The 23,838-nt window shown below is 36.0% G+C and carries 27 protein-coding genes, 3 tRNA genes and 2 pseudogenes; 13 read left to right on the plus strand and 19 right to left on the minus strand.

All coding sequences use genetic code 11. The features are described 5' to 3' along the window. Window positions 1-727, plus strand: a 727-nt coding sequence (gene cedA / locus WIW89_RS06315; protein WP_337720146.1) for a DNA import protein CedA, incomplete at its 5' end; no start/stop codon positions are given. A gap of 288 nt (window positions 728-1,015) precedes the next feature. Then, window positions 1,016-1,444: an archease gene (locus WIW89_RS06320; RefSeq protein ID WP_337720147.1), complete on the plus strand. Its 429-nt coding sequence runs from the start codon at window positions 1,016-1,018 to the stop codon at window positions 1,442-1,444. On the opposite strand, the gene WIW89_RS06325 is transcribed toward WIW89_RS06320, so the two are convergent. From WIW89_RS06325 to WIW89_RS06335, 3 genes and pseudogenes are all read right to left on the minus strand, one after another. Beyond that, window positions 1,421-1,945 (minus strand): archemetzincin, encoded by a 525-nt coding sequence (locus tag WIW89_RS06325; protein ID WP_337720148.1) that lies wholly within the window; start codon window positions 1,943-1,945, stop codon window positions 1,421-1,423. The two genes, WIW89_RS06320 and WIW89_RS06325, sit on opposite strands and share 24 nt — an antisense overlap. Window positions 1,946-2,006: 61 nt before the next feature. After that, window positions 2,007-3,200 (minus strand): annotated as a pseudogene (locus WIW89_RS06330) (glycosyltransferase). Next, complete coding sequence (locus WIW89_RS06335) at window positions 3,197-3,853, minus strand: DUF5752 family protein (protein ID WP_337720149.1); 657 nt, start codon at window positions 3,851-3,853, stop codon at window positions 3,197-3,199. Before WIW89_RS06335 ends, WIW89_RS06330 begins: the two are co-directional and overlap by 4 nt. 211 nt (window positions 3,854-4,064) lie before the next feature. Here WIW89_RS06335 and WIW89_RS06340 point away from each other — a divergent pair. Both WIW89_RS06340 and WIW89_RS06345 read left to right on the plus strand, forming a co-directional pair. After that, window positions 4,065-4,154 (plus strand) — tRNA-Gly (locus WIW89_RS06340). A gap of 288 nt (window positions 4,155-4,442) precedes the next feature. Further along, window positions 4,443-4,532 (plus strand) — tRNA-Phe (locus tag WIW89_RS06345). A gap of 556 nt (window positions 4,533-5,088) precedes the next feature. Here WIW89_RS06345 and WIW89_RS06350 read toward each other — a convergent pair. Then, entirely contained in the window at window positions 5,089-5,379 is a 291-nt protein-coding gene (locus WIW89_RS06350; protein ID WP_337720150.1) for a hypothetical protein, read from the minus strand. 467 nt (window positions 5,380-5,846) lie between these two features. Here WIW89_RS06350 and WIW89_RS06355 point away from each other — a divergent pair. The 5 genes and pseudogenes from WIW89_RS06355 to WIW89_RS06370 form a co-directional block, all read left to right on the plus strand. Further along, a pseudogene (locus WIW89_RS06355) lies at window positions 5,847-6,086 on the plus strand (conjugal transfer protein); the annotation flags it as partial. A 314-nt stretch (window positions 6,087-6,400) separates the two neighbouring features. After that, window positions 6,401-6,601 (plus strand): YybH family protein, encoded by a 201-nt coding sequence (locus WIW89_RS13605; RefSeq protein WP_443295488.1) that lies wholly within the window; start codon window positions 6,401-6,403, stop codon window positions 6,599-6,601. Window positions 6,602-6,606: 5 nt separating this feature from the next. Further along, window positions 6,607-6,837, plus strand: coding sequence for a hypothetical protein (locus WIW89_RS06360; protein ID WP_012952957.1), 231 nt, complete (start codon window positions 6,607-6,609; stop codon window positions 6,835-6,837). Next, window positions 6,830-8,041 (plus strand): MFS transporter, encoded by a 1,212-nt coding sequence (locus tag WIW89_RS06365; RefSeq protein WP_337720151.1) that lies wholly within the window; start codon window positions 6,830-6,832, stop codon window positions 8,039-8,041. The genes WIW89_RS06360 and WIW89_RS06365 overlap by 8 nt, the downstream gene beginning before the upstream one ends. Window positions 8,042-8,102: 61 nt before the next feature. Next, window positions 8,103-8,690 (plus strand): hypothetical protein, encoded by a 588-nt coding sequence (locus tag WIW89_RS06370; protein WP_337720273.1) that lies wholly within the window; start codon window positions 8,103-8,105, stop codon window positions 8,688-8,690. Window positions 8,691-9,078: 388 nt separating this feature from the next. Here the strand turns inward: WIW89_RS06370 and WIW89_RS06375 are convergent, their stop codons facing one another. The 9 genes from WIW89_RS06375 to WIW89_RS06415 all read right to left on the minus strand — a co-directional run bounded on the left by WIW89_RS06375 (window position 9,079) and on the right by WIW89_RS06415 (window position 14,987). Further along, window positions 9,079-9,360, minus strand: coding sequence for a hypothetical protein (locus tag WIW89_RS06375; protein WP_337720152.1), 282 nt, complete (start codon window positions 9,358-9,360; stop codon window positions 9,079-9,081). Next, window positions 9,357-9,638, minus strand: coding sequence for a hypothetical protein (locus tag WIW89_RS06380; RefSeq protein ID WP_337720153.1), 282 nt, complete (start codon window positions 9,636-9,638; stop codon window positions 9,357-9,359). The genes WIW89_RS06375 and WIW89_RS06380 overlap by 4 nt, the downstream gene beginning before the upstream one ends. Window positions 9,639-9,690: 52 nt before the next feature. Continuing rightward, entirely contained in the window at window positions 9,691-9,927 is a 237-nt protein-coding gene (locus WIW89_RS06385) for a hypothetical protein (RefSeq protein WP_337720154.1), read from the minus strand. A 259-nt stretch (window positions 9,928-10,186) separates the two neighbouring features. After that, window positions 10,187-10,282: transfer RNA gene (locus tag WIW89_RS06390), tRNA-Ser, on the minus strand. A gap of 38 nt (window positions 10,283-10,320) precedes the next feature. Then, complete coding sequence (locus WIW89_RS06395) at window positions 10,321-10,893, minus strand: class I SAM-dependent methyltransferase (protein WP_337708916.1); 573 nt, start codon at window positions 10,891-10,893, stop codon at window positions 10,321-10,323. Beyond that, window positions 10,880-11,623, minus strand: coding sequence for an RNA-guided pseudouridylation complex pseudouridine synthase subunit Cbf5 (locus tag WIW89_RS06400; RefSeq protein WP_337720155.1), 744 nt, complete (start codon window positions 11,621-11,623; stop codon window positions 10,880-10,882). The genes WIW89_RS06395 and WIW89_RS06400 overlap by 14 nt, the downstream gene beginning before the upstream one ends. 43 nt (window positions 11,624-11,666) lie before the next feature. Beyond that, entirely contained in the window at window positions 11,667-11,918 is a 252-nt protein-coding gene (locus WIW89_RS06405) for a tRNA pseudouridine synthase A (RefSeq protein ID WP_337700660.1), read from the minus strand. A 1-nt stretch (window position 11,919) separates the two neighbouring features. After that, a complete protein-coding gene (locus tag WIW89_RS06410) occupies window positions 11,920-12,210 on the minus strand; it encodes a 50S ribosomal protein L14e (protein ID WP_337720156.1) in 291 nt (96 codons plus the stop codon). A gap of 41 nt (window positions 12,211-12,251) precedes the next feature. Further along, the gene (locus WIW89_RS06415) at window positions 12,252-14,987 is read right to left on the minus strand and encodes a DEAD/DEAH box helicase (RefSeq protein ID WP_337720157.1); all 2,736 of its coding nucleotides are present in this window, start codon (window positions 14,985-14,987) and stop codon (window positions 12,252-12,254) included. 40 nt (window positions 14,988-15,027) lie between these two features. Between WIW89_RS06415 and WIW89_RS06420 the strand changes: the two genes are divergently transcribed. Genes WIW89_RS06420 through WIW89_RS06430 form a run of 3 tightly spaced genes read left to right on the plus strand, consistent with a single transcriptional unit; the run spans window position 15,028 to window position 17,823 of the window. Beyond that, entirely contained in the window at window positions 15,028-16,740 is a 1,713-nt protein-coding gene (locus WIW89_RS06420) for an ATP-binding protein (RefSeq protein WP_337720158.1), read from the plus strand. After that, on the plus strand, window positions 16,733-17,074 hold the full coding sequence (locus WIW89_RS06425; protein ID WP_337720159.1) for an RNA polymerase Rpo13: 342 nt from the start codon (window positions 16,733-16,735) through the stop codon (window positions 17,072-17,074). The genes WIW89_RS06420 and WIW89_RS06425 overlap by 8 nt, the downstream gene beginning before the upstream one ends. Further along, entirely contained in the window at window positions 17,071-17,823 is a 753-nt protein-coding gene (locus WIW89_RS06430) for a DNA polymerase sliding clamp (RefSeq protein WP_337720160.1), read from the plus strand. The genes WIW89_RS06425 and WIW89_RS06430 overlap by 4 nt, the downstream gene beginning before the upstream one ends. On the opposite strand, the gene WIW89_RS06435 is transcribed toward WIW89_RS06430, so the two are convergent. The 5 genes from WIW89_RS06435 to WIW89_RS06455 are packed head-to-tail and all read right to left on the minus strand — an operon-like array spanning window position 17,790 to window position 21,114. Next, window positions 17,790-18,899 carry an amidohydrolase family protein gene (locus WIW89_RS06435; RefSeq protein ID WP_337720161.1) on the minus strand — a complete coding sequence of 370 codons (1,110 nt, stop codon included), beginning with the start codon at window positions 18,897-18,899 and terminating at the stop codon, window positions 17,790-17,792. The two genes, WIW89_RS06430 and WIW89_RS06435, sit on opposite strands and share 34 nt — an antisense overlap. After that, window positions 18,881-19,540, minus strand: a complete 660-nt coding sequence (locus WIW89_RS06440) for a GTP cyclohydrolase IIa (RefSeq protein ID WP_337700647.1) — start codon at window positions 19,538-19,540, stop codon at window positions 18,881-18,883. The genes WIW89_RS06435 and WIW89_RS06440 overlap by 19 nt, the downstream gene beginning before the upstream one ends. Further along, on the minus strand, window positions 19,537-20,007 hold the full coding sequence (gene ribH / locus WIW89_RS06445) for a 6,7-dimethyl-8-ribityllumazine synthase (protein ID WP_337708906.1): 471 nt from the start codon (window positions 20,005-20,007) through the stop codon (window positions 19,537-19,539). Before ribH ends, WIW89_RS06440 begins: the two co-directional genes overlap by 4 nt. Further along, entirely contained in the window at window positions 19,985-20,458 is a 474-nt protein-coding gene (gene ribC / locus WIW89_RS06450; protein ID WP_337720162.1) for a riboflavin synthase, read from the minus strand. Before ribC ends, ribH begins: the two co-directional genes overlap by 23 nt. Beyond that, complete coding sequence (locus WIW89_RS06455; RefSeq protein WP_337700640.1) at window positions 20,455-21,114, minus strand: 3,4-dihydroxy-2-butanone-4-phosphate synthase; 660 nt, start codon at window positions 21,112-21,114, stop codon at window positions 20,455-20,457. Before WIW89_RS06455 ends, ribC begins: the two co-directional genes overlap by 4 nt. Window positions 21,115-21,774: 660 nt before the next feature. Here WIW89_RS06455 and WIW89_RS06460 point away from each other — a divergent pair. After that, the gene (locus WIW89_RS06460) at window positions 21,775-22,542 is read left to right on the plus strand and encodes a DUF2208 domain-containing protein (protein ID WP_337708902.1); all 768 of its coding nucleotides are present in this window, start codon (window positions 21,775-21,777) and stop codon (window positions 22,540-22,542) included. On the opposite strand, the gene WIW89_RS06465 is transcribed toward WIW89_RS06460, so the two are convergent. After that, a complete protein-coding gene (locus WIW89_RS06465; protein WP_337720163.1) occupies window positions 22,513-23,823 on the minus strand; it encodes a cobyrinate a,c-diamide synthase in 1,311 nt (436 codons plus the stop codon). The two genes, WIW89_RS06460 and WIW89_RS06465, sit on opposite strands and share 30 nt — an antisense overlap. Window positions 23,824-23,838 lie beyond the last annotated feature (15 nt).

The raw sequence follows: 23,838 nt of genomic DNA on the forward strand, positions 1-23,838 counted from the left end.
AACCTATTTTTTAGGTTCCTTAATTTACGGCCTTCCTATTCCTATATATGGAGTGAAAAAATGGGCTCCCAGACTTATAACGGATGCTATCTACGTGATAGTATGGAATAGCATTTACTTAGCAGTCCTTTCCTTCTTAACTCAACTACTAGACATGTTAGGGGTTAGTTGGTCTAATTATGAGATATGGTTAAACCAAGTATTGAATTTTGAGGAAGTGTTATATGCTGTTTTGAAGGTATTAATATCGACTCTAAATGTTACCGAGGCAGGTATGGTTTTGACAATCCCTCTAGGCCAACTTATGTCTATTCTACTTACGATTATCACTTACACTGAAAGTTTGATTTCGATATCGAATTTGATATATCAGTATGTAGGTGTTCTAATAGCTTTAGGAATACTGTTCTTAGCTATTCCATTCAGGATAGGACGGGGTGCAGGCGGTGCTATGATAGGAACTTCTATAGTATTTTACGTAGGTTTACCTTATTTACCACAGTTCCTTGATAACTTAGGGCTCAACCCGTTAAACTATTCTGTATCTCCATCAAGCCAAAACGATATGTACTCATACTTTTACCAGCAGGTATTACCTCATTTAATTACTTCGTTGATTCTAGGTCCTTCAATTTATATATTTTTACTACTGGCTTTTAGTGCGGGTTTATCTAATCTAATATCTGGATATGGTAGTAGATTACCTTTACCTATAGACTTATACTGAGGTGTAAGAAGTGAAATCATATGAGTTAGTTAGTATATTATTAATCATAGATTCTATGATATTTTATATAAATAATCAAAAAAATTTTTATATAATGATCATTGGAATACTGATATCACTTGCTATTTTATTTTCTCTGAGTTTTATTTACCGCCGCTTTGCGAAGTAGTAGTTCCCTTTTTACCCTCTTTCTTGACCTCTTTATTCATAAAAATTGTAGTTCTTTGCCTACCTCCCATTTAATATCAGTTAAAGTTAAAGTTTTACTTCCTTTTAATTTCTTGGGTTATGTCAATCGGTAAAAAATACGAATTTTTTGATCACACTGCAGACATAGGGATTAAGGCTTATGGAAGGGATCTAAATGAGGCCTTTGAAAATGCTGCTCTAGCTGTGTTTGAAGTAATTACAGACACTTCTAAGGTAGAACCTAAGGAAAGTAGGGAAATAGAGATTGACGGAATGGATCTTGAAAATTTACTTTATAGATGGATAGAGAGTTTATTAGTTTATTATGATTCCGAACTATTTCTTTTTGGAAAATTTAAAGTAAAAATAGATCTCGAGAATTTAAGACTTAATGCAATAGCGTGGGGGGAGAAGTTTAACCCCGATAAACACGAAAGGAGAACAGTTGTAAAAGCCATGACCTATCATGAAATGAGCATAGTAAAGACCAATAATGGTTATGAACTAACCTTTGTTGTTGATATTTAATAACAAAGCTGTACATTTAGGACAAAAAACATAACCTTTTTTGTCTATATCCTCAACTGAATTTACCTTATTCATAACACAGCTTGGAGTTGAACAATCATTTAGTCCTAACGTATGTCCTATTTCATGTACTATCTCTTTTTTAACTCTAGATACAAACTTATCTATACTCCCTTTTTCATCCTCGTATTTATAAGAAAAAACAATACCTATCTTTTCTTTGTGCAATCCTATAACGTATTTCTCATTATTTATGTATGCATTTAAATGACCAATAGCTATGATTGAGTCATAAGGAAAATTAGAGAATCTTTCGGATAAATAATTTACAATTTTTTCAGCATCATACTGTAGTCTGTCCCAGTTAAACATAAACATGTTAAGGTGCAAGACTTCATTAAGATAATGAACTTCGAAGCCTAATTTCCTCAAGTGACATATAACCTCTTTAAGTATTATATGATCAAATGTAGTGAGCTTTACCAGCAATACCCTATACATTATTACCTCCTTCCTTAGTGATCTAAATAATAATAAGAAATTAATTAGTGCTAAAATCAAGTTAAGCCCCTAGAGCAAGAGTAGCTACCATTAAATAGTCCCTGAGCTCCCTAGTTATGAGGAAGTTTCTCCTTACATGTTCTATTCCAGCTCTTCCCAACTTCTCTCTTATATCCTTTTGCCTTATTAGATATAGTGCGTAATGCGCCGCTTCCTCTGGAGTATTTACAAGATATCCGTTCACGCTATGAATTATTTGTAAGGGTATACCTCCGGTATTACCATCTATTATAGCCTTTTTCTTCCATAGTGCTTCGCTAACAGTCAGACCAAACCCTTCCATAATGGACTTCTGCATGACTACAGTTGATCCCCTTTGAAATGCATTAATCTCTAGATCGCTATTAGGAGGTAGCTTTAGAAGCTTAATGTCTTTATCATCTCCAGTGGCTTGAACAGTCTCTCTATACGCGATCTCCCCTTCAGGATCATCTGCTGCTGGACTACCTACATAAGCTAGCTGTATATCTGCATGCTTCTTAACTAATTTATAAGCCCTTATAATACCTAACGGGTCTTTTGCTCTATCAAATCTTGATACTTGAGTTATAATAGGGCGATCTGGATCTAAGTTGAACTTATGCAAGATTCTCTTTACTGTAAACTCTGGAATGTCTCTATTCTTTATACTCAAGGGAACTATAGATGGAGGAATTATAAACTGGGAATTCTTTAAGTCGTCCCTCATAAATACGTCTGAAAATACTATTGCTGAATCATTTTTCTATATATATATTCACGTAAGAAGTCCATACTGGTTGATACGGGTTTGATATATCAATATGGCATCTCCATATCCATTTGCCTTTCTTTCTGAAGGTTATTAGCCCGGCTGGTTGCGGGTCGTGAATAAACACTACATCATAATCTAAATCAAGTTCGTTACCGTTTATTTCTTGCCATTTTCTATAAATCTCAAATGCACCTTGTGATAGCTCTCCTAATCCGTTTTGTAAGGAGTTATGAAAGGACTTAGTGACTTTAAAAACTCAGGATCCCCTCTTATAATCTTCCAATCCGCGTTAATTCCTAACTCTTTCATCAAGGGAACTAGCTTACTTAGAATCTCCGCTACTCCTCCTCCAGCTGGAGTAGAATTAACGTGAAAGATTGATAAACCTTTCAGTTTTTCGGCTATTTTAAAAATACTATCCAATTCATTTTCTCCTATAATCTCTGCGTATCTCTCTATCATTTTAACAACATCTCCTGCTCAAATATTTTTAGAAGATCTTCCCTTAACATCTCCTCATCAGTATAGGTCTGTGGGTCAAGTGAACTAAGCTTCTTTGATAGTTCAGTCAATCCATAATTATCTTCTATCCATTTTGAGAAATCATTCTTATCTTCGTACCCAATAATACGCCTAAAGATAAAGTGATAGGCAATAGACCTAATACTTATTGAAGCGATTATGTCAATGAACTCGGCCAAGCTCTTTGCTACTCTCTCTGTATTATACACTACTGGTTTACAAGTTATGAAGTAAAATGGTTTATTAGCTGTTCTCGAGATCCTCGCCTCGGATAAAATTTTTATTAAATCTTCCCTTACGTTTTCAACAGTCCTTGGCTCTTTTCCTTCTATATCAGATACTTTTTGAGCTAAAAGTCTATCACCTAGTTCATCTCTTATCCATATTGCAAAGTCGTTACTCATATCTTCTGGTACTACATGGCTCGAAAACAGAGGGTGAAATACGTGATAAAAGATTGAAAACCCGTCGACCTTCTTTATACCCTCTATTAGTTCGTCTATAGTTGTAGCCTTAAAGCCTGCATAAATCGGCGGATAGTAGGCTGCATAGAACTCAAACGGTTTATTGGCAGGTTTTTCCAAGGATCTCATACATGTCAATCAGAATATATCTGTTTTAATTATACAAAAACATTATTCCAGCTTATTATACACAAGTAGGAAAAATCAGATTTTTATAAGGGGCTAGGAGGGAAAATAGTGCTTAAGAGAGAGAAGTCAGCATTTCCAGCGTTAGCTCACGGATCACACGACCCTCTTTTCATCATCAACTTTAAAATCCACCTCTTATATAATTAAAATTGCGGCCGTCGTCTAGCCTGGATTAGGACGCTGGCCTTCCAATGAGCTAGAGGAAAGCCAGTAATCCCGGGTTCAAATCCCGGCGGCCGCACTTAGTTATAATATATCATTATTACAACTCTTTTCACATCATACAGATAGTATATAATCCGGTGCATTTGAGATTTATTAGACCTTTTCTTACCTATTTGAAGCACTAACTAAAGTATTATATTCATCATGTAATACCTAAAATTCATTAAAAATAGTGCTTGTAGGGACCTCTGGAGACTCTGTATCATCGTAACCCCAAACTTGGGGAACTCAACAGAGTGTCGCCCGGTCCCAACAGAAACATTAACCATTAAACCTATAAATTCATTCTTCATAAAATAATAATGCCGCCGTAGCTCAGCCCGGGAGAGCGCCCGGCTGAAGGCCGGATCACGCAGGGACCGGGTTGTCCGGGGTTCAAGTCCCCGCGGCGGCACCTCCCTAATCTTTTTCATGAATTAAAATAGTTTTTATATTATCATGAGAGGAGGATGATTAGGAACATCTAAAGTTTCTAGAAATGTAACAATAATATTTATCAGTAAGAATATGATACAAATTTTATTGTGTTTTTCAATTTACTAGAAGATTAGGAATTTATAGGCTACACTTAAGAAGAACTCTTAAATTTAGGAATAGATAGTACAAATAGCTAATGGCAAAATAGATAAGAAGATTTATACTATGTCAATAAAGTTTCTGAATTTTTGACTAGAGATAATAGCAAGTTTTTCCTTCTATACCTAAAGACTGATTCTATTTAGCATCACCTTTTAAAAAATGTACAATATAATAATAAAAAATATTAATTCTTGTTCATCAGTAAATCCTACTGAACGTTACATGCAACAGCTAAACCTATACAGTAATCAGTTCATGTAACTCCATCTAAAACTTCTATGTCATTGTCACCAGCACAGTCGTATACGAGACACTCATAAAAACAAACATAAGAAGCATCTGGATCTGGTGGATCATTCTTTACGCACATCTTATTTCACCTTTTTTATCTCTATTTTTTCTGGTTCATAACTAGTCAAAACGTTTGAAAGTGCGTTTCCTTTTATTTCATATCTGCCTGACACTACTTTAGTTACCTTATTTTCTCTCAATAGATAAGATTCAGCAGTAAATACTTTCTTATCTCCTTCTCTTCCAATATTCTCCAAAATATTTAGTACTACAACGTGACCTCTATTTTCTTCTGCGACAATGAAATGATACTCCTTATCCTTTTCCTTAATTATGACCTCGTATCCTACTTTCCCGTCCTTAGCTTTCACAAATGCGAAAGAGTAGTTTCCTATCTGTATATGATCTCTAATTTCAAATTCTACCTTATTACCTTTATTTAATCTATCTATATATTGCTTTCTCTTTTTTACGATATCATCTATAATATCAAATTTCTGTGTAAGATCTTCAAACTCTATCGTTTATCACCTCAATATAACGTTTAATCAGCTATTTTTTAACTCTCGTTTACTCTAAAAAGTTTTAATAAATAATGGATATAAAGTTTCTTAATATTAAAAAGTCTGTAATACATTAAAAGCAAGAACTAAACTAATTTTAGCAGAACTAGCTTCATTGCTTTTGCGTTATCCTTTTTATATAAACGCAATAATTTCACTTATTATATTTCTCTAAAGCGGTACTTGTAAGTCTCGATCTTATATCTCAAATTAACAACAAGCAATTTAGTCTCAAAGCTCATATTCTTTTCCTTCATGACCTCCTCAGCCTTTGCCGTTTAGTCGATAAAGTTATAATTTCTAATATACTCACTCCAAAAGAAAGGTATAGCATAAAATTTCACTTCGTAGAACTTAATGGGACGTTACAGATACCAGTAGCACCTTTAGATTTCGTAAACTTAGGTGAGGGTATATATCCCAGCCTAATTTTAGGTAGAGATGATTTCTTTTCAAGAACAATAGTATGCTTTGACATGAACATAAGATTAATTGTTAAGGCTGATAGTCTTTAACTTAGTAATTTTCTTTGAATATATAAACGTTTATAAATTGTTACGCTATGAAGAAGAGAAGGGTGATAAACAAATTTTTAGGCAAGGACTAACGTATGAAAATACTTCATCTAAGATAATCCAAATAGAGTCAAGTAGTAGTTAGTATTATCTTCTGCTCGTCTCTACTAGCATAACTCATTAAAACGCATTAAATTATTCTATATCCCGTTGTAGAAATAAAGTGAATTTATAGTGAACATATTAAATCTTCTAGGATTATTACCAGCAAGATTTTTAACTTGTGTTATATAAGCTTGAAATGGTAAAGAAATATGTTTAATTATCAAAAATTTGAAAAAGATTTCATAGAAGCATGGAATTCACACGACATAGAATATTTGTTAAGTTTTTACACAGACGAGTTAGTTTATATACACCCAGGTGAGCATCCTAGAGTAATTAAGGGGAAAGAACAATTTAAAAAGTACCTAGAAGTTTTTTTAAGACATTTCCTGATTACAAATTCGAATTAATTAACGTGGCATGGAATGACAACATAGGGTTCGGCGAATGGATAGGGAGGTCAACTTTTAATGGCAAGAGATACGGATTAGAAATTAAAAATAAAAAATTCGAAATAATGGGTGTAGATATATTAATTATCGACAAGGAAAAAGAATTGGTAAAAGAAGAGAGAGTATATTACAATCTATTATCGGTTTTAGAACAAATATGTAAAAACCTGGAGGTGAAGTGTAAGGATGAATGAATTATCTAAATCAGTCCTTTTCTCTTCATTACCTTCGTTTATCTCTTCACTTGAGGCTACAATGATATTGATGGTCATTCCATTAATAGCTAAAGATTTTTCAATAACATATGTAAAAGCCTCAACTCTATTGTCAATTTATATCGTCACTGAGGTCTTACTTTCCATTCCATTTTCACTTTTAGCCGAAAAAGTTGGAGTAAAAATGGTTATAATACTAGGGACAATGATAATGGCTTTATCGTCCTTTCTCATAATTTTTTCTAACTCTTTTTTACTTATACTCATTCTTAGGATTTTTCAGGGTATTGGGGCTTCAATGGTTCTTCTAACGTCTTTGTCTTACGCCAGTCTTATAGGCTCAGATGAGGAGAGAGGGAAAATGATAGGGTTAAATCACACTATAGTTAGCCTGGGTTACGTTTTTGGCTTACCCCTTGGAGGAATAATTGCTGAAATTAATTGGAAATATTTATTCGCGATAACATCGGTTCTTTCCTTTATCTCACTGTTCTTAATACTATCCCTTAACGAGGTACATGCAAAGTCGGGATTAGGGATTAATATAATTTATACTTCGCTAATATTTGACGGTATAATCTTAGGACTATATTACCCACCGTTCTTATTACTATCCTTAGTAGGTCTAGTTATGACTTTGTGGAAAATAAAGTTAGGTAAGGTATTTTATTTAACTAGTCTTTCGGGCTTTTTACACTCAATTACAAGGAATATGATAGCCGCTTTCTTTGTATTTTATTTATACTCCTTACATTTACCTGCCCTAATCATTGGCTCGTTAGTTCTCCTTTACCCTCTTTCCTTTACATTTGTCTCATTTTACGCTGGTAAGCTTCACGATAAGTATAAGTTAAGGGTTGCGTCTTTCGGTTTTGTCTCAATGGCCTTATCCTCCTTGTCTCTTTTCTTCAACGTCATTTTGGGAGAATTTTTACTGGGTGTGTCTTCTGGAATAGCTACTACTTCAAACACTGCTTATACAATGTCTTCAGTTAGGAATAAGGATAGAATAGTAGCCTCTGGAATAAGAAGCGTTCAAGGAGTTGTAAGTAATACTATAGGGTTAATTATTGCCTCATATTTCAGAACGTTCTTGACTCCTTACGCCGAGATTACAGTCCTTCTAAACTTAGTGTCACTTCTTATCTTAGGTATTGTAGTCTTTTTCCAGGCAAACACTTAGTAAAACTTTATTAGTGTAAAATATATTTATATTGTCGATATTTTTAAGGGTAGTATTCATCATGGCTGAGAGAAGAAAGATCATTTTTGGTCCTACAAAAGAGATATCAACTTTAAAATATGTCTTGCTCATCCTATTACTTGATGGATTACCATCAACTATAGTATCTATTTTAGCCTATAACATTATTTATAATTTTTCGCATAGTATTATATTATCCGCTACCTTAAGCGCTCTAATATTTTCGACATTAGGTGCTATATTATCCACTTACCTTGACAGATATCTTATGAGGCATGGGATAAGACCACCTGGAATAAGGAGAAAAGAAGCTAGTACTAAGTTTATGATTTCTCCGGAGAGTGGACAACCTATTGATGAAAAAGTGATTAAGAGGTATGAGAAAGCGTTAGAGTTTTCAGATAAGAAGTCAGAGAATTATGTTGCAGAGTTGGCCATGCTCGGCATGATGTATTTGCAGAATGCTGTAGCTTATGATAATAAAGACCTCTACTTGAGGGCTAAGGAGTATCTGGCAAGGGCTGAGGAGGCTATGGAGGGGAAGAATGTAAGCTTTGAGACTAGAATGTTGGTTGACAATTTGAGGAGTAAGATTGAGACGTATAAGTATCGTTTCGGGGAAAGATAAAGGCTTAAACGTACAGATTGTTTTAATTATTGTTACCAAATCTTACTCTTTTGGCAGTCGTCTTATCGAGAAAACTGTCCGAAATTATCAGCAAATGTAGTTAAGGTGCCGCCGCGGGGATTTGAACCCCGGACACAAGCTCGAAAGGCCTTTATAGACTAGTCTCATCGGGTTGTTGACGCTAAGCTTAAGTTCTAAGCTTACGCTTGGGTGATGAACTCTGCTAATTCCGTAGTAGATAGGCCTACAAGTAAGGGTTGGAGCTAGAGAATAACGTTGAAGTGTACGTTACTGAAAAATTCCCAATAAATAATATATTGTGTTAACAAGAAAAAAGAATAAAAGAGAATAATATTAAAAGAAGTCAAGATTTAAAACATTTCGCCCCTCACGAGGAGTAAAGTATTCCCGCCCTCCTCATGGATTCCTTGATTTTAGCCTTTACCTTGTCGCCCTTGAAGCCGTTGCACGAAACTATCGCTACTTTTTCCTTCCTTACGTCACACACTATCTTGCACATCAAGTTGTAGTTGGTAGACCTTAAGGTCAAATCGCAAATTATCCCTGGAGTAATTTCCTCCTTAAAGAATATCCTCACGCCGTCCACCTCCATCATGAGCGTACCGTCCTTCAACCTCTTGAACGCGTCGCAAACTAGGGGGTCTATCATTCTATCACCACCGTAAGACCCTCTGAACAGGAGAGCCTTTTATTTCTGTATAGGGGTAGAAGCTTTTCCTCAACTGCCTTGGCTATGCACGGAAGGTAGGGGACGTATTCTTCGGGGACTTCGATGACCTCGTAAAAGTAGAGTTGTCCCTCTAAGAAGAAAGGAACTCTGTACCCTCCCAAGTTTACCTTGTCGTCCAAGTAGTCAACAAAGAGTACTCTGTTCTGGTTCCTTACCAGCGGAACCACGTTCTTTAGGAACGCTAGAGACCCTCTCACTTGTGATTTAAAAAAGTTTTTCCTTTGAGCTTAATTTTGAGTAACATGAAAATCACCCGAACATCAGTTTCTGGAGCTTAGCATAATAGTAGAGCAACAATATCTGGACTAAACATAATGCCATGATGGAACCCATGAATAAAATCAGGTAAGTGGGAGGGGAGAAAGCTAATATGTAACCTGAGTATATGCCTATTGCTAAGGCAGACTTTGCTATTCCATAGTATTCGGCCAACTTAAGGCTCATGACTACCATGGTTAATATGACGGCGTTGAATAGAGCAGACATCATGGGTACGCTAACTAGGATGGACCTCTCTACGACGCTGCTGACGGGTAACCCACATAGGACAGAGCTGAGTAAATTAAAACTTCTATTCTGATAGTTTAATTATAAGGTCTTAATATATTAAGGAAAATGATTATTTATATTATAAAAAACTAAAAGAATTCTTGAAAGAAGTTCGAAGTGCTATTTGTTCTTGTTCTATCTAATAGCTAAATGACAGTCTTTGTTAGCAAGTGTTACCTTTTTAAGGAGATAATAACGCCGGGGGCGGGATTCGAACCCGCGCACGGTGACCCGTACTGGCTATCCCAGTAAGCTCTCAAGGCCAGCCCCTTAACCGCTCGGGCACCCCGGCAATCATCATATTTTATTTTATTCCTTTAATACTTAACTTCAGTCTTTCCTTACAATTATAATCGAGTATCCCTTAATCCTCTTATAAACCTCAACGTTTTTGAATTTCTGGCTAAATAAATTAATCACGTTTTCTTCACCCTTGTATACTACGAGCTGTATTAGTCCACCTTCGGTAACTCTGTCGTAGCTAGTACTTGCTAGTCTCTCTATGAATGCTTTTCCAGCCTTTAAGGGTGGATTAGAGTAAATTGCATTAAATTTAATCTCTGATGGTATGTTTTCAAATATATCACTTTGGATAACGTGGACTCTGTTTTCAAGTCCGTACCTACTAACGTTTTTTCTGGAATAATAGACGGCTTTCTTATCAACATCAAGCATGTAAACCTTAAGATTAGGGTTTTTTAATGCCAAATAAATTCCTATTGGACCATAACCACAACCTACATCGGCAACTACCCCGCTCTCGGGTATTATTAGGTTCTCTAGCATTACTTTAGTACCTAAGTCTAGTTTATCCTTAGAGAATAGACCATAAGAACTCTCTAAAGACAAGGGTATACCGTTAACTACATCGTTTACAAAAATTATTTCTTTAATCTTTTTCATTCTTTTTCCATCCCTTCGGATAAACGTCTCTTTCCATTAAGACTCTCTTAGGTTTTACTACAATTCCTTTCTTCATATTTTGTATTTCGTTACTGTTTATGTTACTTTCCCCTATTGCTACAATTTCTCCTTTTAGTGTCATTATGGCCACATTTTCACCTCTCTTAAAGTTCTGAAATGCCACTACACCCGGTGCATTTAATGTAGCACCGTAAGTAATGGCATTAACCGCGTCATCATCGATTACCACTTTTGGAATTCCACACACTGCAAATTCCATGGGAAGCAAAACTCTTCTTAGGTCACTCTCATCTTTGCAGTGTTTATACATGTACAATGCCTCTGAGATCTCGTGGAGAGTAACTAAGTTTGAATCCTCGGTGAATATTCCTGATCTCGTTCTTCTTAGTTCTCTCATGTGAGCTCCACAACCAAGTAATATCCCGATATCATGACATATTTTTCTCATATAAGTACCAGGCTCAGAGGCTATTTTCATGAGTACCAATCTTCCTTCAGTCTCAAGAATGTCTATACTGTATACTCTTCTTTTTCTTGTCCTTCTCTTCACTGAAGATCTTACTGGAGGCCTCTGATATATTTCACCAATGAATTGGTTAACTATCTCTTTGAGCTCATCCATTTTGTAATCGCAGTGTACTTGCATAATGCAGACATATTCTTTACCAGCCTTACTAATAAGGCTCATCAGTTTTGTTGCATTTTCCATTCCTATTGGCAATACTCCCGTTACTTTTGGGTCTCCCCGCACGTTAAACGTGCTCTAGGGTCCCCCCATGGCCTACTTTGTTCAAGTTGAACATTTTCTTAACCCAATATGCAACTTCATGACTTGTAGGACCCGCTGGCTTATCTAAGTTTATTATTGCGTTTCTTATCAGGGCCTCTATAGGTCTTTTGTCGGGATAGAAGCCGTATTTATCATCTGTTTGAGCTTCTCGAAGTATATTCCAACTATTACTGTAATTACAAAAATAATCTATCTTTTCTAAAAATTTATACATATTAAATCACAAGTATCTTAGGTTTTATTGTTTCCTTCATGTAATCCATGAGACCCGCTTCTTGTAGTGCTTTCTTTACGTCTTCATCATTTGCTCCTTTATTTATGTTTATCTTTTTGTCTGTTGGCTCTATATGTAATATATTAACTCTTCTTCTCTTTACTCCATTTACATCTTTAGGTCCAGTTACTAGTACGTAATTCTCGTCAATTATATCAACTATTACACATTTCCCACCGGCTTCCCTTCCTCTGGTCTTAACACAAATCCTGCCTACCTCTATTATCGACATAAGGATTACCTATGAATCAAAAAATAAGGATGGATTTAAACCTATTGCCAGTATTTTCTATTCTTTAAAAACTTTCTTTCTTCATCAAGTAAAGCTTCGTAAAACTTTTCCTCCCCATATTTGAGCTTATCAAGGGCTTTTCCCAAGTTACTAGCACCTACTCCTCTTGCACACATTCCTATTGCCACATACTTATTATAGATCGAGTACATTGATGCTAAGTTTCTCAGGGCTTCTAGCCTCTTAGCTTCCTTTTTATTGATTTTCTGGTTCTCTCTAATTTTCTTAAGGATTTTTAAGTCGTCGTCATTCTCAATTATCGTTAAGAAGATAGAACCACATTTAGGGCATTTTTGTGGCGCCGAAGAAGAGGTTACTTTCTGATTCCAATTACATAATAAACAAGAAATCCAAACTTCACAGTTACTAAGTTTACGCTTGAATATCTCTAGCATAGCTCCTTTGTCGTCCGAGTGGGATAAGACCAGAAGCTTGTCCAAGAACTCTTTAGCGAGAGGTGAGAAGCTCGGCACTTGTAAAATTTTCCATGAAATGTGTTTGAGGTCGTTAAAGATTGTTAAGTCGTAATTCTTATATACTAATTCCTTTACAGCTTCTTCCCCAACTACTGTATCTGCGAAAGCCTTAAGGACAGTTTGCATAATTTGTAGGTCTGAGATCTTTTCTCTATCTATCACACCAAACCTCTCAGCTTCTACTAAAAGTTTCCACTTAAACTGAGGACTATCCCTTACAGCCCTCCCAATCAAGTCCTTAAATTCATTAATAGTAATGTTATTTAATATAGAAATAGCTCTTTTAACGTCATTTTCACTTAAGGGGATTACGGACGCTATAGCTATGTGATAAGCATCAGCTCTGTAGTTGGTCTTCACTCCCTTTAGATTGGTTAGTAGCAATGACAGAACCGCACCTAAAGTGTTGTTCCCTCTAGTACCTAAAGCTACGTGGACTACAATTAAGTCATTGTTTATTTCTACCAAGCTTGTACTCCTAGAGGGTAGTGGGTATCCTCTCTTCTTCTGTTCTTCCACAAGTGTTCTTAATCTATCAATCACGTTCTCAGGTAGTTCTAAACCTTCACCCTTTTCGAGTTTCTCAAGATATTCGTACACCTTCAAAGCTACTTCCTTTTCTACCGGAATAGACTCCCCGAACCAGTTCGGTAAGACGCCCGATTTTAGAGACGTTTGCTCTACGTATACTCTATTCTCTTCTATCGAAACGATTTTCCATAGTCTTCCCCCTAAGACTATAACGGAATTCTCGTCGAGCGTAGCTACGAACTCGTAATCTAGAGACCCTATTTTTGAGTTGTTAATATGATCTATTACGAGGTAATCTCTTATTGAATCCGGTATCATATTAGTTGTATAGTAATATCTCCATGCCCTATATGAGGGAAGGACGTTTTCTTTATTCCTCTTTATAATTCTAGCCGACTCGAGGATACTGAGGATTTTTTCAAACTCCTCCTCTGTTAAGTCAGAGAATAAGAACGAGGACGTTACTATCTTGAATATTTCCTTTTGGTCTGTTATTCCTTCGAGTACCATACCAGCTATTTCATGAGCTACTACGTCGTAGGGTTTTGGTTCTACTATAGGACTTTCAAGATAACTTTCCCTTAAGCTATCGAGTATGCTTTTACACTCGAGGATATCATAAGTATCTCCTGATGGCATTAAGTATCCTCGCGAAATTTTATCTAGAGAGTGGCCGCTTCTCCCTATTCTTTGCACTAATCTTATAACTTGTCTGGGCGACATATACTGGATTACAGCGTTAATTAAACCAATATCTATACCTAATTCAAGGCTTGATGTCGCAACTAAGGCGTCTATTTCTCCCTTTCTGAATCTGTTTTCAGCATCTATTCTAATTTCCTTTGATAGAGAGCCGTGGTGAGTAAGGATCTTTAAATCTGTTAGTTTTGTCAACTCGTTAGCCAAGAACTCCGTAGTTTCTCTTACGTTAGTGAATATCAGAACTGGCTTTTCCTCTTTAATTATTTTCTCTAAGGCTTTTATCCTAGATAAGGTCTCTGGGTTTAGGCCGGTTTTCACTGAGAGGTCTATGATCTCTTGATCGATGCTAGGTATCACTAGGGTAATTTGCATATCTTTTCTCTTATCAATCTTAACTACCTCTACCTCATCACCTAAGAACTTCTTGGCTATGTCTACGTCTCCGATTGTAGCAGATAATCCTATCATCTGCGGTTTTCTTTGGGCAGTAAGGTGTTTCAACCTTTCGAAGACAAGAAGTAATTCATATCCCCTTTTCTCATCCAACATTTCTTGTAATTCGTCTATGACTATCCAACGTATGTTCTTTAGTAATTCTCTCATATCTTTATTTATAATCAGGTACATTAAAGTCTCTGGAGTAGTAAGGAGTACGTCTGGAGGATCCTTTATTACGTTCTTTCTTTCCGACTGAGAGGAGTCACCATGCCTTACTGCTACTTTAACTCCTAATGCTTCTCCTAATCTTTTTAACCTATTTTCTATGTCTCTGTTTAGAGCCCTAAGAGGTGTAATATAAATTGCTGAAATCCTGGGCGGGGTCTCTTTTAGTATTTTATAATAAATCGGAAATATCGCTGTTTCGGTTTTACCGAATCCAGTTGGGGCTACAACTAATGTGTTTTTTCCTTCTAAAATTTTCGGAATAGCTTTTTCTTGTATAGGGGTAAGACTCTTATATCCTAACTCGTATAACTTCTTGTAAAAACTCTGAGAAACGTTTATCATGAAGCCATAAAATCTTGTGATTTGGTGCTTAAAATAAAATATGCTTAAAAAGCACGCTATTATGACATCTTTGATAGTTCTTGAATTTATACTCATTAAGTATGCAATTCCTAATTTAATTGTAATTCCGTACTATATTTACCCAGCTGTGGAGTCTGCTGAGCTTTTGGTGATTTTCTTCCTTGATGGAATTCTAGTTGAATTTATATTTACTTCTTTAGTTATGGTAATTTTATATTACCCCCTTATCCTCTTTACGTACTCTTTATTTCAACAACAGTCCCTATCCTTTTTCTTTCTTCTTGACTTGCTTACGTTTTCGTCTACCTACTTTATTTCTGCCTTATTCATAGGTTTTATAGGGTGGTTTATTAGAAGAAACATGTCAGATACTTGGTTCGAACAATTATCCCTTTTTGGATACAAGTTCAAGCCTAAAATAGCCCTCATCGGGTTCACATTAGTAATAGCTCTCTATTTTTTTCTTTTTTACGGGAACTTGCCTCTCATAGCTGGTAGTATGTTAAATGTTATAGGTATTTCTCTTTTCGGGGATTACTACGACCTACCTTTAATATTACTCTCATGGTTTGCAACTCCTTATTCTCTAACTCCAAGAGGGGAAATCAGTAAACAAGGTATCTGCCTAGGAAACATCGTAGGAATACTAAGTAAGTCCGGCATAATAGACTCAAGTGTAATAAGGGTTAACAGTAGCAGAAAGTATAAATGGTCAGGTATCAAGGCTAATTATTGTATTGACTTTTCGAAAACTAAGAACTATAATATTATTGTAGTCGGCACCAGTGGTTCTGGTAAGTCCAATTTTGCTAAGCTCTTAGCCTCTAAACTTAGTGTTAATTTCCTCGTATTTGACTTACACGGAGAATACTACCTAAATGAAGTTAAGAGAGTAGACGTTTCTCAGATTTCGGTAAATCCCTTGAGTCTCTTTAATCGAAATCCGAAGGAGAGAGCATTAGAGATCGCATACATGCTTAAGAGTTTATTTAATCTAGGAAATATTCAAGCTATTGAGTTAACTAACTTAATCGTTGAGGCTTACGCCGAAAAAGGTCTAGACCCAGACGACCCTTCTACTTGGTCTCAAAACCCTCCTACTTTTAGGGACGTATTACTACTCCTTGAGCGTCACAAGAAGAACGCTTTAAGTGCACAAGAAATTAACAAATATCAATCTCTAGAGCCATATCTACAGTATTTATCCTCAACAGTTTTTCAGTCTAACAGTATTAACTTCGAGGAGTTACTTAACTCTTCTTATATACTAGACTTTTCTAGTGTTCCTACAAATGAAGTTAAATATATTATAATGGAAACAATTCTTAAATCAATACAAAGTTTAATGTACTCTCGTAAATCGAGTAAGATAGAAAACTTAGTAATAATAGATGAGGCACCTTTTCTACTTAGTAAGGAGTCAGGCAAACAATTGATTGAAAGGCTTTTAGCCGAAGGTAGAAAGTTTGGATTTGGTTTTCTGCTAATATCACAAAGCGTGGATTATTTGAAGGACGTTATTCCGAATGCTGGTTTATTCTACGCATTTAATATAGTTGAGCCTGGAGAGCTTGAGTATATCAGTAAGTTTTTTGGAGGTTCTGATTTGGATATGTATTACACATTATACGAGACTTTTCCGAAACTGCCTAGAGGGGTATTCGTGACTAGAGATTTATTAGGGAGATTCATATATTTAGTTCAGTTTTACGAGGGTGATGTTCATGTTTGACGAAGACGAGGAGGGTAAGGAGGAAAAAAGTGAGGAAGAGGAGAAGTTAGAAGAAGAAATAGCTCCGAACGAGGAAGAAGAATCAGAGGAGAAAACAAGTGAAAGTGGTGAGGAAGAAGAATTCGCCTCCATGACAATTCCTGATATAGAGTTGCTAATGAAAAACACCGAGATATGGGATAAGTTATTGGACGACAAAATAAGCCTTGAGGAAGCAAAGAAAATGTTTAATGAACTGAAAAATAGATATTCTGCTAGAGATAAAAAGAAAAGAAAAGTGGCAAAAAAGTCTAAAAAAGTTAAAGCCAAAAAAACATCTGAGGAAGAAGAATGATCAAAGTTGTTTATTCTAATGCTAAAGATTTTTATTCACTATTAGCAGGGTTGAACGAAATAGCTGATGAAGTAGTTTTAAATTTCATAGAGGATTCGATTTATTCTTCTTATTTAACGGACGATAAGTCCTTAATGGGAGTCCTCGTTATATCTAAGGAATACTTAGAGGATTACTCAATCGATAAGCCAGTCGGTGTAAAAATCAACTTAAATGAGGTAAAGAAGATTCTAGGTAAAGCTAAGAGCAAGACTACCTCAGTAATGATAGATGAAACTGACGCTGGATTAAAAATAACTTTAAGAGACGAAAAAAGTGGACTTAGAAGCAATATTTATGTCAAGGGCGAGAAAGTAGAAACACAACGCTTAACTGAACCTAAAGTCTCACTTCCGGTCTCCTTTTCGTTAGACGGATCAATCCTGAAGAAGATATTGTCTGATGCCAGTATTGTAACAGAGGAAGAAATTCAAATAAGTACCACTGACGATAACGGGATTGAGTTCTCTATAGAAGAAAGTGGTAAATCTTATAAAGCTAAGCTACACCAAGATAAACCCCTAAAGTCTGTAACTATAGAGGCAGAGAGTAGATCATTCTATAAGATAGAAGTACTAAAGACAGCTTTTAAGGCATTAGCATTCTCGGAGGACGTTACCGTAAGCTTCGGAACTAATGTGCCGTTAAGGGGAGAAGCTACTACTGAATCTGGAGGTCATTTGAGGTTTTGGATAGCACCAAGACTATGAGAAACTAGATTAGAACCTCTTTTAACGATAGCAGAATAAATATTGTGAGCCCAACTTAATTCATCCTTTTTTAGAAGGACTACCAAAAACGTTTTACCTTCTTCTACACCGTAGTTTAGATTAAATATTCTGTAAGCAGTTGTTGTCGCTCCTTTCAGAATTTCCTTCGAAAAATCCGTAAGGGGTCTTTGAACTCTCGATAAGAGATACGCTAACTCAAGGTCTTTCCATAAATTATAATCTATCCATGCACCATTATCTGTACCGAAAAGTAACTTTACATCTTTTTCTATTGCATCAGCTATTCTAGGTATACCAGCTGAGAACCATAGGTTGCTTCTGGGACAAACTACTAAGGGAATATCCGAAATCAAGTCGAAGTCAGGTTCATTTAAATTAGTCCCGTGAATCAGGAGAGTCGGCTTATAATAACTTAGCAAGTACTCGAGGTCATCCCTTAAGTAATGTCTCTTAGTCTCGGAAACATGAGCACCTCTAATCTTATCTGAAAACACAGTGCTGATTTTAGCTAATTCGTCTTTACTATTACTATTCACAGAAGGTAACCCGTAGCCATGAGATATGCTGTGTAGTCTAATTAATTCTTCCTCAGAAAAAACGTCAAGTCTTCCTAGAAGTATATGGTTAACTTCCGCTACAATTTTGTCCGCTTCTAGAGCTATTTTTATTCCTTCAATACCCTCCTCTCTAAAATCTACTATTGTAAATATTCCTAGACTCTTGGAATATTTCAAAAATTGTGCAATTCTCTCGACTATTTTATCTCGATACTTCTTATAATACTCATATTTTACACTTTTTGGATCGCCTACAAGTTCCTTCAGGCTTTTTGTTATTTCTACTTCGGGAAATGTGAAATCCGCTGTGTGCGCATGAGCGTTAACTAGAGGAGGGATAGCAACATAACCTCTTAAGTCCTTTCCCTTATAGTCGTAGCCCTTCCCTATATGAGTTATTCTTCCAGTATTTTCGTCAAACTCTATGTTTATTTTCTCAACGTAATCTAGTTCTTCTCCGAGTAAAGCTCCTCCGAGGTTTATCCTATTATTTTCCATTTTTCTTCCCTGAATTTTCTAATCTCGTCCAATGCCTCAGTAGCGTTTCTTAAAGCATCTCTAGCTTTTGAACCGATACCTATCCCTACTTTAACATCATTTAACTCCTTAACTACCTTTATGTGTGCTTCAACAGTGTCCTCAGAGCAGAACAGCCCCAAGTTATCACCACCGAAATATTGGTCTATACAACCTAGCCTTTTTCCTACCGCTTTTATGTAGTCCATCAAAAAATCTATTTTTTCCATCGATTGTTGTATATTAAGTTTAGTAATTCCATCAATGTCGTAATGTGCAACGAGTATTCTTTCATCAGGTACCTTGTCTAAATCGATTTCTTCACAAGAAAACACTGAAAGGATAGGCTTTTGATGATAACCTTTACATAGTTTAATAGAAGTCGGAGAATGAGTATCTATTTCTTCTATTACTTTTACTATATCTTTTTCCTTTACTCCATCGGCTAATATAACGTGAATATCATAACGAAATGGGATAACGTAACTTCCAATTTCGGCTAATTTGTTGTAGAGTAAGTAAGAAAAGTAGTGTTGGAAAGCTTGAATTTTCCATTCTCTGTCGACTCCTAAACTTTCAGTCCACTGCTTATAACCCTCCATTATGAGCTTTACTGTTTTCACTCAATTACCACCGTCGCATCCCCACTTAACTGTAACTCCTTCAATTTTCTTGCCCTTTTAACTAGCTTTATTGCAGACTCCACAGCCCTAGTTGAGTACTCCTCAATTCTTTCTACAGCTTGTTCATGTGTGACTCCATGTCCAATAATTCCTAACGTTACAGGTTTGCCGTATTCTACTGAAAGATCCATTAATTTTCTGGCAGTCTGTGTTGCTACTATTTCGTCATGCTTAGTTTCTCCTTTAATTACAGCACCTAAAGTCACTACTGCGTCTATTTCGTCTCTCTTTAGTAATTCCTTGACTATCATGGGCATGTCGTAACTTCCGGGGACTTTCACTACTACTCTAACTGTAGCTCCTAAGAAGTTGGCGTGGGATATTGCCCTTTGTAGCATTAAGTACGTGATATCGTAGTTAAATTCAGCTACGACTATAGCTAAATTAATCTTCGAGTTCTCCTGCATGTGTATACCCCTGCCTAAGACCTTTACCAGCATACTTAGTTAAAGCTGATCCTCCTTCTTTGACTAACTTAACAAGGTTTAGAGCGTGTTTTGATGCCCTGTCTTTCGCGATCTCAACGAGTTTTTCCTCATCTTCAGATTCGTCTTCATGAACAGTTACGTCAATTACGTGTTTAGAAGTTAATATCTGAACCATGATCAGTCCAATACTTGTAGCCAGATAGCTGTACTTATCTAACATAGTCTTTCCTACCCACCCTAAAGTAATAACACCGTCACATCCTTGATCTAATAACTTCTTTGCACCGACAGGCAAGTCTTTTATACCGGGGACTGTATACCTTACAATCTCAGCTTCTGGGTCCTCTTTCCTTATCACGCTTATGGCTATTTTTCCCATGTCTACTCTAGAAAAGGTTGTATCTACAACTCCGTATTTACGTGAGGTCATCTAATCACCTCTAACACAATTTCCTTACCCTCTATGAAAAGGAATCCGTTATTCTTAGCATAGAGTATAGCTTTCTCTTTAGAGAGGCTCTTACCATCTCCCAGCATTTCAGCTATAACACCACTTCTTTCTAATCCTATATACTCTAGTAGAGATGTACTCAATTCCGTATGACCCTTTCTGTTCTTTAATCCTCTTGAAATTAAAATTGGGACATGACCCGGTGCATAAAACTCTGTGTAGAATTTATTCCTAGCCTCATCCTCCCTTATCTTTATCATGCTAACTGTCTTATGTAACTCGGATATTGTTTTAGCCCGGTCCTCATCGTTTATTCCGGTTCGGGTAGAGATGTGGTTAACCCATAATGCGAAGGCAGGTTCGTCTCCGTAAGGAGGTTTCTTATACAATGGAGGGTACTTCTCTTTCACTATTTCCGTCATAAAAGTTATGCCTAACTTTTTAGCCTCATTATCACCAGTTACGTAGCAGATGAGTCCTCCTGCATCTTTTCTTAATAAGTTTATACTTTTCCATGTCACCGCACCTGCATAAAACACCATGTCAACTTCTTCTTCTCTTCCGTCAAAATCATAAATTAAAATCGGTAGTCCAGATTCTAAGTTTCTCTTGATTTCTTCCTTAGGGGGTAACATTGCAAGATAACATACTTTTATAAATATTTAAGTGTATTTACTAATTTCTTTTTTTAAATCTTAGAGTTACAAATACAATTATTCCTAGAATAGAAATAATTAAGAATAAGACTGTAGTTGATTGAATAAAAGGATGGTTATTATTTGAAGTTATTGAAGAAGAAAGAGTTGAGAAAAAAGTTTCTGACAAGTTATATACTTCTTGTACTAGCGATACTACTATAGTAGCATTTTGAGAAGAATCATACAAATTTATTGTAAAATATGAGTTGTTATAAAAATACATCAGCAAATAGCTGGATGGAATGATAATTTCTGTACAGTTGATTGTTTGAGAAACCACATAATGTAGGGTGCTAGGCAACCTCAGTTTTAAGGCTGAGGTATTATCCGTTACATTAAACGTTAACTGAAATCCGTTAAAATTGTACGTTATGTTTAACTGAGAGTTAACGTAATCCTGAATAACGCTTATCTTTATTTCTAACGACGGTAGGGATATTGTAGAGCTAGTGGAACTCTGGAACCCCGAAAAGACCGTTACTTTATTCACTGACAATAGGATTAATGTAATAAATAGCGCACTAATTACTAAACGTTGTGTAAGAGACATGTTACAACAGATATTTATTACCCCACATTAATAGAGTATGATTAAGTATGTCTGGTTATCCTCAAGGATATCCCAATCCCTACAACTGGAAGATGATACTGATATCGCAAGGGCTAATGATTTTAATGTCTTTTGTTCTATCTCTTTATCCTCAATACTTCTTGCCTGTTTATGTCCTTTATATTGTCGTGATAATGGGGATATCCAGCGTTATGATGGCTAAAAGTAACCCTATGTTAGCGGAGAGAAAATATATGGGTGAGATATACAAGTCAAATACATTGTTTGAAGAGAAGAATGCCGGAAGCCTCATACAGAAGGATATGGAGTATGTTCAGAAAATGCAACAACTTGCCGTAGCTAACTTTAAGTCGTTCGGTATAATGATTTTGTATATAATAATAATATTTCTATTTTATGACTATGTATTATTAAAAATTGTAGATAGTGTAACACAATACGAGAAATTAGCAATTTACTTAATCTACTTTGAAGCTCTGTATCTTTTCAACATGTTCGTCTATCGTAGACTGATAAAAATCCAGATGATGGACGCTATGGCTCCCTCAAGTTATAAAGTAACAGAGAAAGGAATATTATCCACAGATAAAAGCGGCGTATTCTTACATTCGAGACATTTGGTCAACGCTGAAATAATAGAGAACAGGGAGAAGAAATATGTAGAGATAGATTCTAAGACTTCAAAGCTTCCATACAAAATAAGACTTTACACAAATGATATAGATAGGCTCTTGGAAGTTCTTAATAGAGTTAAAAGGATGGAGTTAAAGAGACAACAGACTTCCAATTCGTGAAAAGTATAAGTGAGAATACAATCCTATAGCGTTTTCGTATAATACACCATCTTTTCCCTCCCATATACCTTTTCCGATCTTATTTCTGAACGCAAACTGAACATCAGTTCCTACTTGAGTTGGCTTAGAGACGTGAAACTCATGCCCTTTGATTGTGGAAGATGATAGATAATTAATCCTAATCGGCTCTAACTCAGTATAACCTATAGTCAGCCTATCCTTAGTCTTTATCGATATATCGAATACGTTAACCATACGATACGACCTTCCTTGAGTATCGATCAACTCTTTAGAGAGATACATGAGTCCTCCGCATTCACCTAGTATTTTAACACCTCGCTCAGAGTTTCTCTTTATCCATTCTTTTGTCAAAGTAGAATTCTCTAACTCTTCTAGATGTAACTCGGGATAACCGCCTCCGATATATATAAAGTCTGGAGTTTCTGTAGGTCTGTCGTTATTTAGAGGGCTAAAGAACTCGAGCTTATATTTTTTCCTTAAGAAGTCTAGGTTAGCTTCATAGTAAAAGTTGAACGCGGAATCCAGTGCAATATAGGCGATTCCCTCTTGTTTAGATTGATCCTCAATAGTCACTTCATTATCTATCGGCTTTGTATCTTGTGAAATTTCTACCAGTCTATCTAAATCTACGTTTTCTTCTACAAGTCTGGAGGCGTAACTAATCACTTCTTCAGCTTTGTTGAAGTCTTCGGTTGTGTATAGACCTAAATGCCTTGATGGAATTGTAAGTTGTTTATCGAAGTTTATGTAGCCGAGAACCTCGATGTCTTCTGGAACTGATCTTTTACAATAATTAAAGTGAGTAGTTGAACCTACTTGGTTAAATATTACTCCTTTTACATTAGCGTTTCCATACTCTTTCAGTCCTTTTATTATAGCACCTGCCGTGCTAGCTAGGCTACTACAATTTATTACCAGAACTATGGGCGTATGGGTTATTTTGGATAGCTCGTAAGTGCTGTATCTAGTATCAACTCCGTCATATAGACCCATCACTCCTTCAATTATACCAAGATGGTAACCCTTGCTGTATTTTGCTAGTGTCTGCTTTACTCCATCCTCTCCCATGAGCCAAATGTCTAGATTGATTGCCGGTGAACCGGTAGCTATTTTTAAGTACTTAGGGTCTATGAAATCCGGTCCAGCTTTAAAAGCCCTCACTTTAAACTTTTTGGATAGTGCTCTGGCTATCCCAGAAGTTATTAGCGTCTTACCTGAGTTACTTCTGTCTGAAGAAATGATTATACGGGGTAGGATCACGCAAAAAATAAGAGC

The organism is Stygiolobus sp. CP850M (assembly GCF_037389425.1).
GTDB lineage: Archaea > Thermoproteota > Thermoprotei_A > Sulfolobales > Sulfolobaceae > Stygiolobus.

Excerpts from the sequence above, each read along its gene's own strand:
- WIW89_RS06405 (WP_337700660.1), bottom strand. The coding sequence starts at position 11,918 with ATGTATAAATTTTTAGAAAAGATAGATTATTTTTGTAATTACAGTAAT.
- WIW89_RS06435 (WP_337720161.1), bottom strand. The coding sequence starts at position 18,899 with ATGGAAAATAATAGGATAAACCTCGGAGGAGCTTTACTCGGAGAAGAA.
- WIW89_RS06430 (WP_337720160.1), top strand. The coding sequence starts at position 17,071 with ATGATCAAAGTTGTTTATTCTAATGCTAAAGATTTTTATTCACTATTA.
- WIW89_RS06365 (WP_337720151.1), top strand. The coding sequence starts at position 6,830 with ATGAATGAATTATCTAAATCAGTCCTTTTCTCTTCATTACCTTCGTTT.
- WIW89_RS06370 (WP_337720273.1), top strand. The coding sequence starts at position 8,103 with ATGGCTGAGAGAAGAAAGATCATTTTTGGTCCTACAAAAGAGATATCA.
- WIW89_RS06420 (WP_337720158.1), top strand. The coding sequence starts at position 15,028 with ATGCTTAAAAAGCACGCTATTATGACATCTTTGATAGTTCTTGAATTT.
- ribH (WP_337708906.1), bottom strand. The coding sequence starts at position 20,007 with ATGCAGGAGAACTCGAAGATTAATTTAGCTATAGTCGTAGCTGAATTT.
- WIW89_RS06385 (WP_337720154.1), bottom strand. The coding sequence starts at position 9,927 with ATGTCTGCTCTATTCAACGCCGTCATATTAACCATGGTAGTCATGAGC.
- WIW89_RS06400 (WP_337720155.1), bottom strand. The coding sequence starts at position 11,623 with ATGGAAAATGCAACAAAACTGATGAGCCTTATTAGTAAGGCTGGTAAA.
- WIW89_RS06325 (WP_337720148.1), bottom strand. The coding sequence starts at position 1,945 with ATGTATAGGGTATTGCTGGTAAAGCTCACTACATTTGATCATATAATA.
- WIW89_RS13605 (WP_443295488.1), top strand. The coding sequence starts at position 6,401 with ATGTTTAATTATCAAAAATTTGAAAAAGATTTCATAGAAGCATGGAAT.
- WIW89_RS06375 (WP_337720152.1), bottom strand. The coding sequence starts at position 9,360 with ATGATAGACCCCCTAGTTTGCGACGCGTTCAAGAGGTTGAAGGACGGT.
- ribC (WP_337720162.1), bottom strand. The coding sequence starts at position 20,458 with ATGACCTCACGTAAATACGGAGTTGTAGATACAACCTTTTCTAGAGTA.
- WIW89_RS06425 (WP_337720159.1), top strand. The coding sequence starts at position 16,733 with ATGTTTGACGAAGACGAGGAGGGTAAGGAGGAAAAAAGTGAGGAAGAG.
- WIW89_RS06335 (WP_337720149.1), bottom strand. The coding sequence starts at position 3,853 with ATGAGATCCTTGGAAAAACCTGCCAATAAACCGTTTGAGTTCTATGCA.
- WIW89_RS06320 (WP_337720147.1), top strand. The coding sequence starts at position 1,016 with ATGTCAATCGGTAAAAAATACGAATTTTTTGATCACACTGCAGACATA.
- WIW89_RS06455 (WP_337700640.1), bottom strand. The coding sequence starts at position 21,114 with ATGTTACCCCCTAAGGAAGAAATCAAGAGAAACTTAGAATCTGGACTA.
- WIW89_RS06395 (WP_337708916.1), bottom strand. The coding sequence starts at position 10,893 with ATGAAAAAGATTAAAGAAATAATTTTTGTAAACGATGTAGTTAACGGT.
- WIW89_RS06415 (WP_337720157.1), bottom strand. The coding sequence starts at position 14,987 with ATGATAAACGTTTCTCAGAGTTTTTACAAGAAGTTATACGAGTTAGGA.
- WIW89_RS06460 (WP_337708902.1), top strand. The coding sequence starts at position 21,775 with ATGTCTGGTTATCCTCAAGGATATCCCAATCCCTACAACTGGAAGATG.
- WIW89_RS06410 (WP_337720156.1), bottom strand. The coding sequence starts at position 12,210 with ATGTCGATAATAGAGGTAGGCAGGATTTGTGTTAAGACCAGAGGAAGG.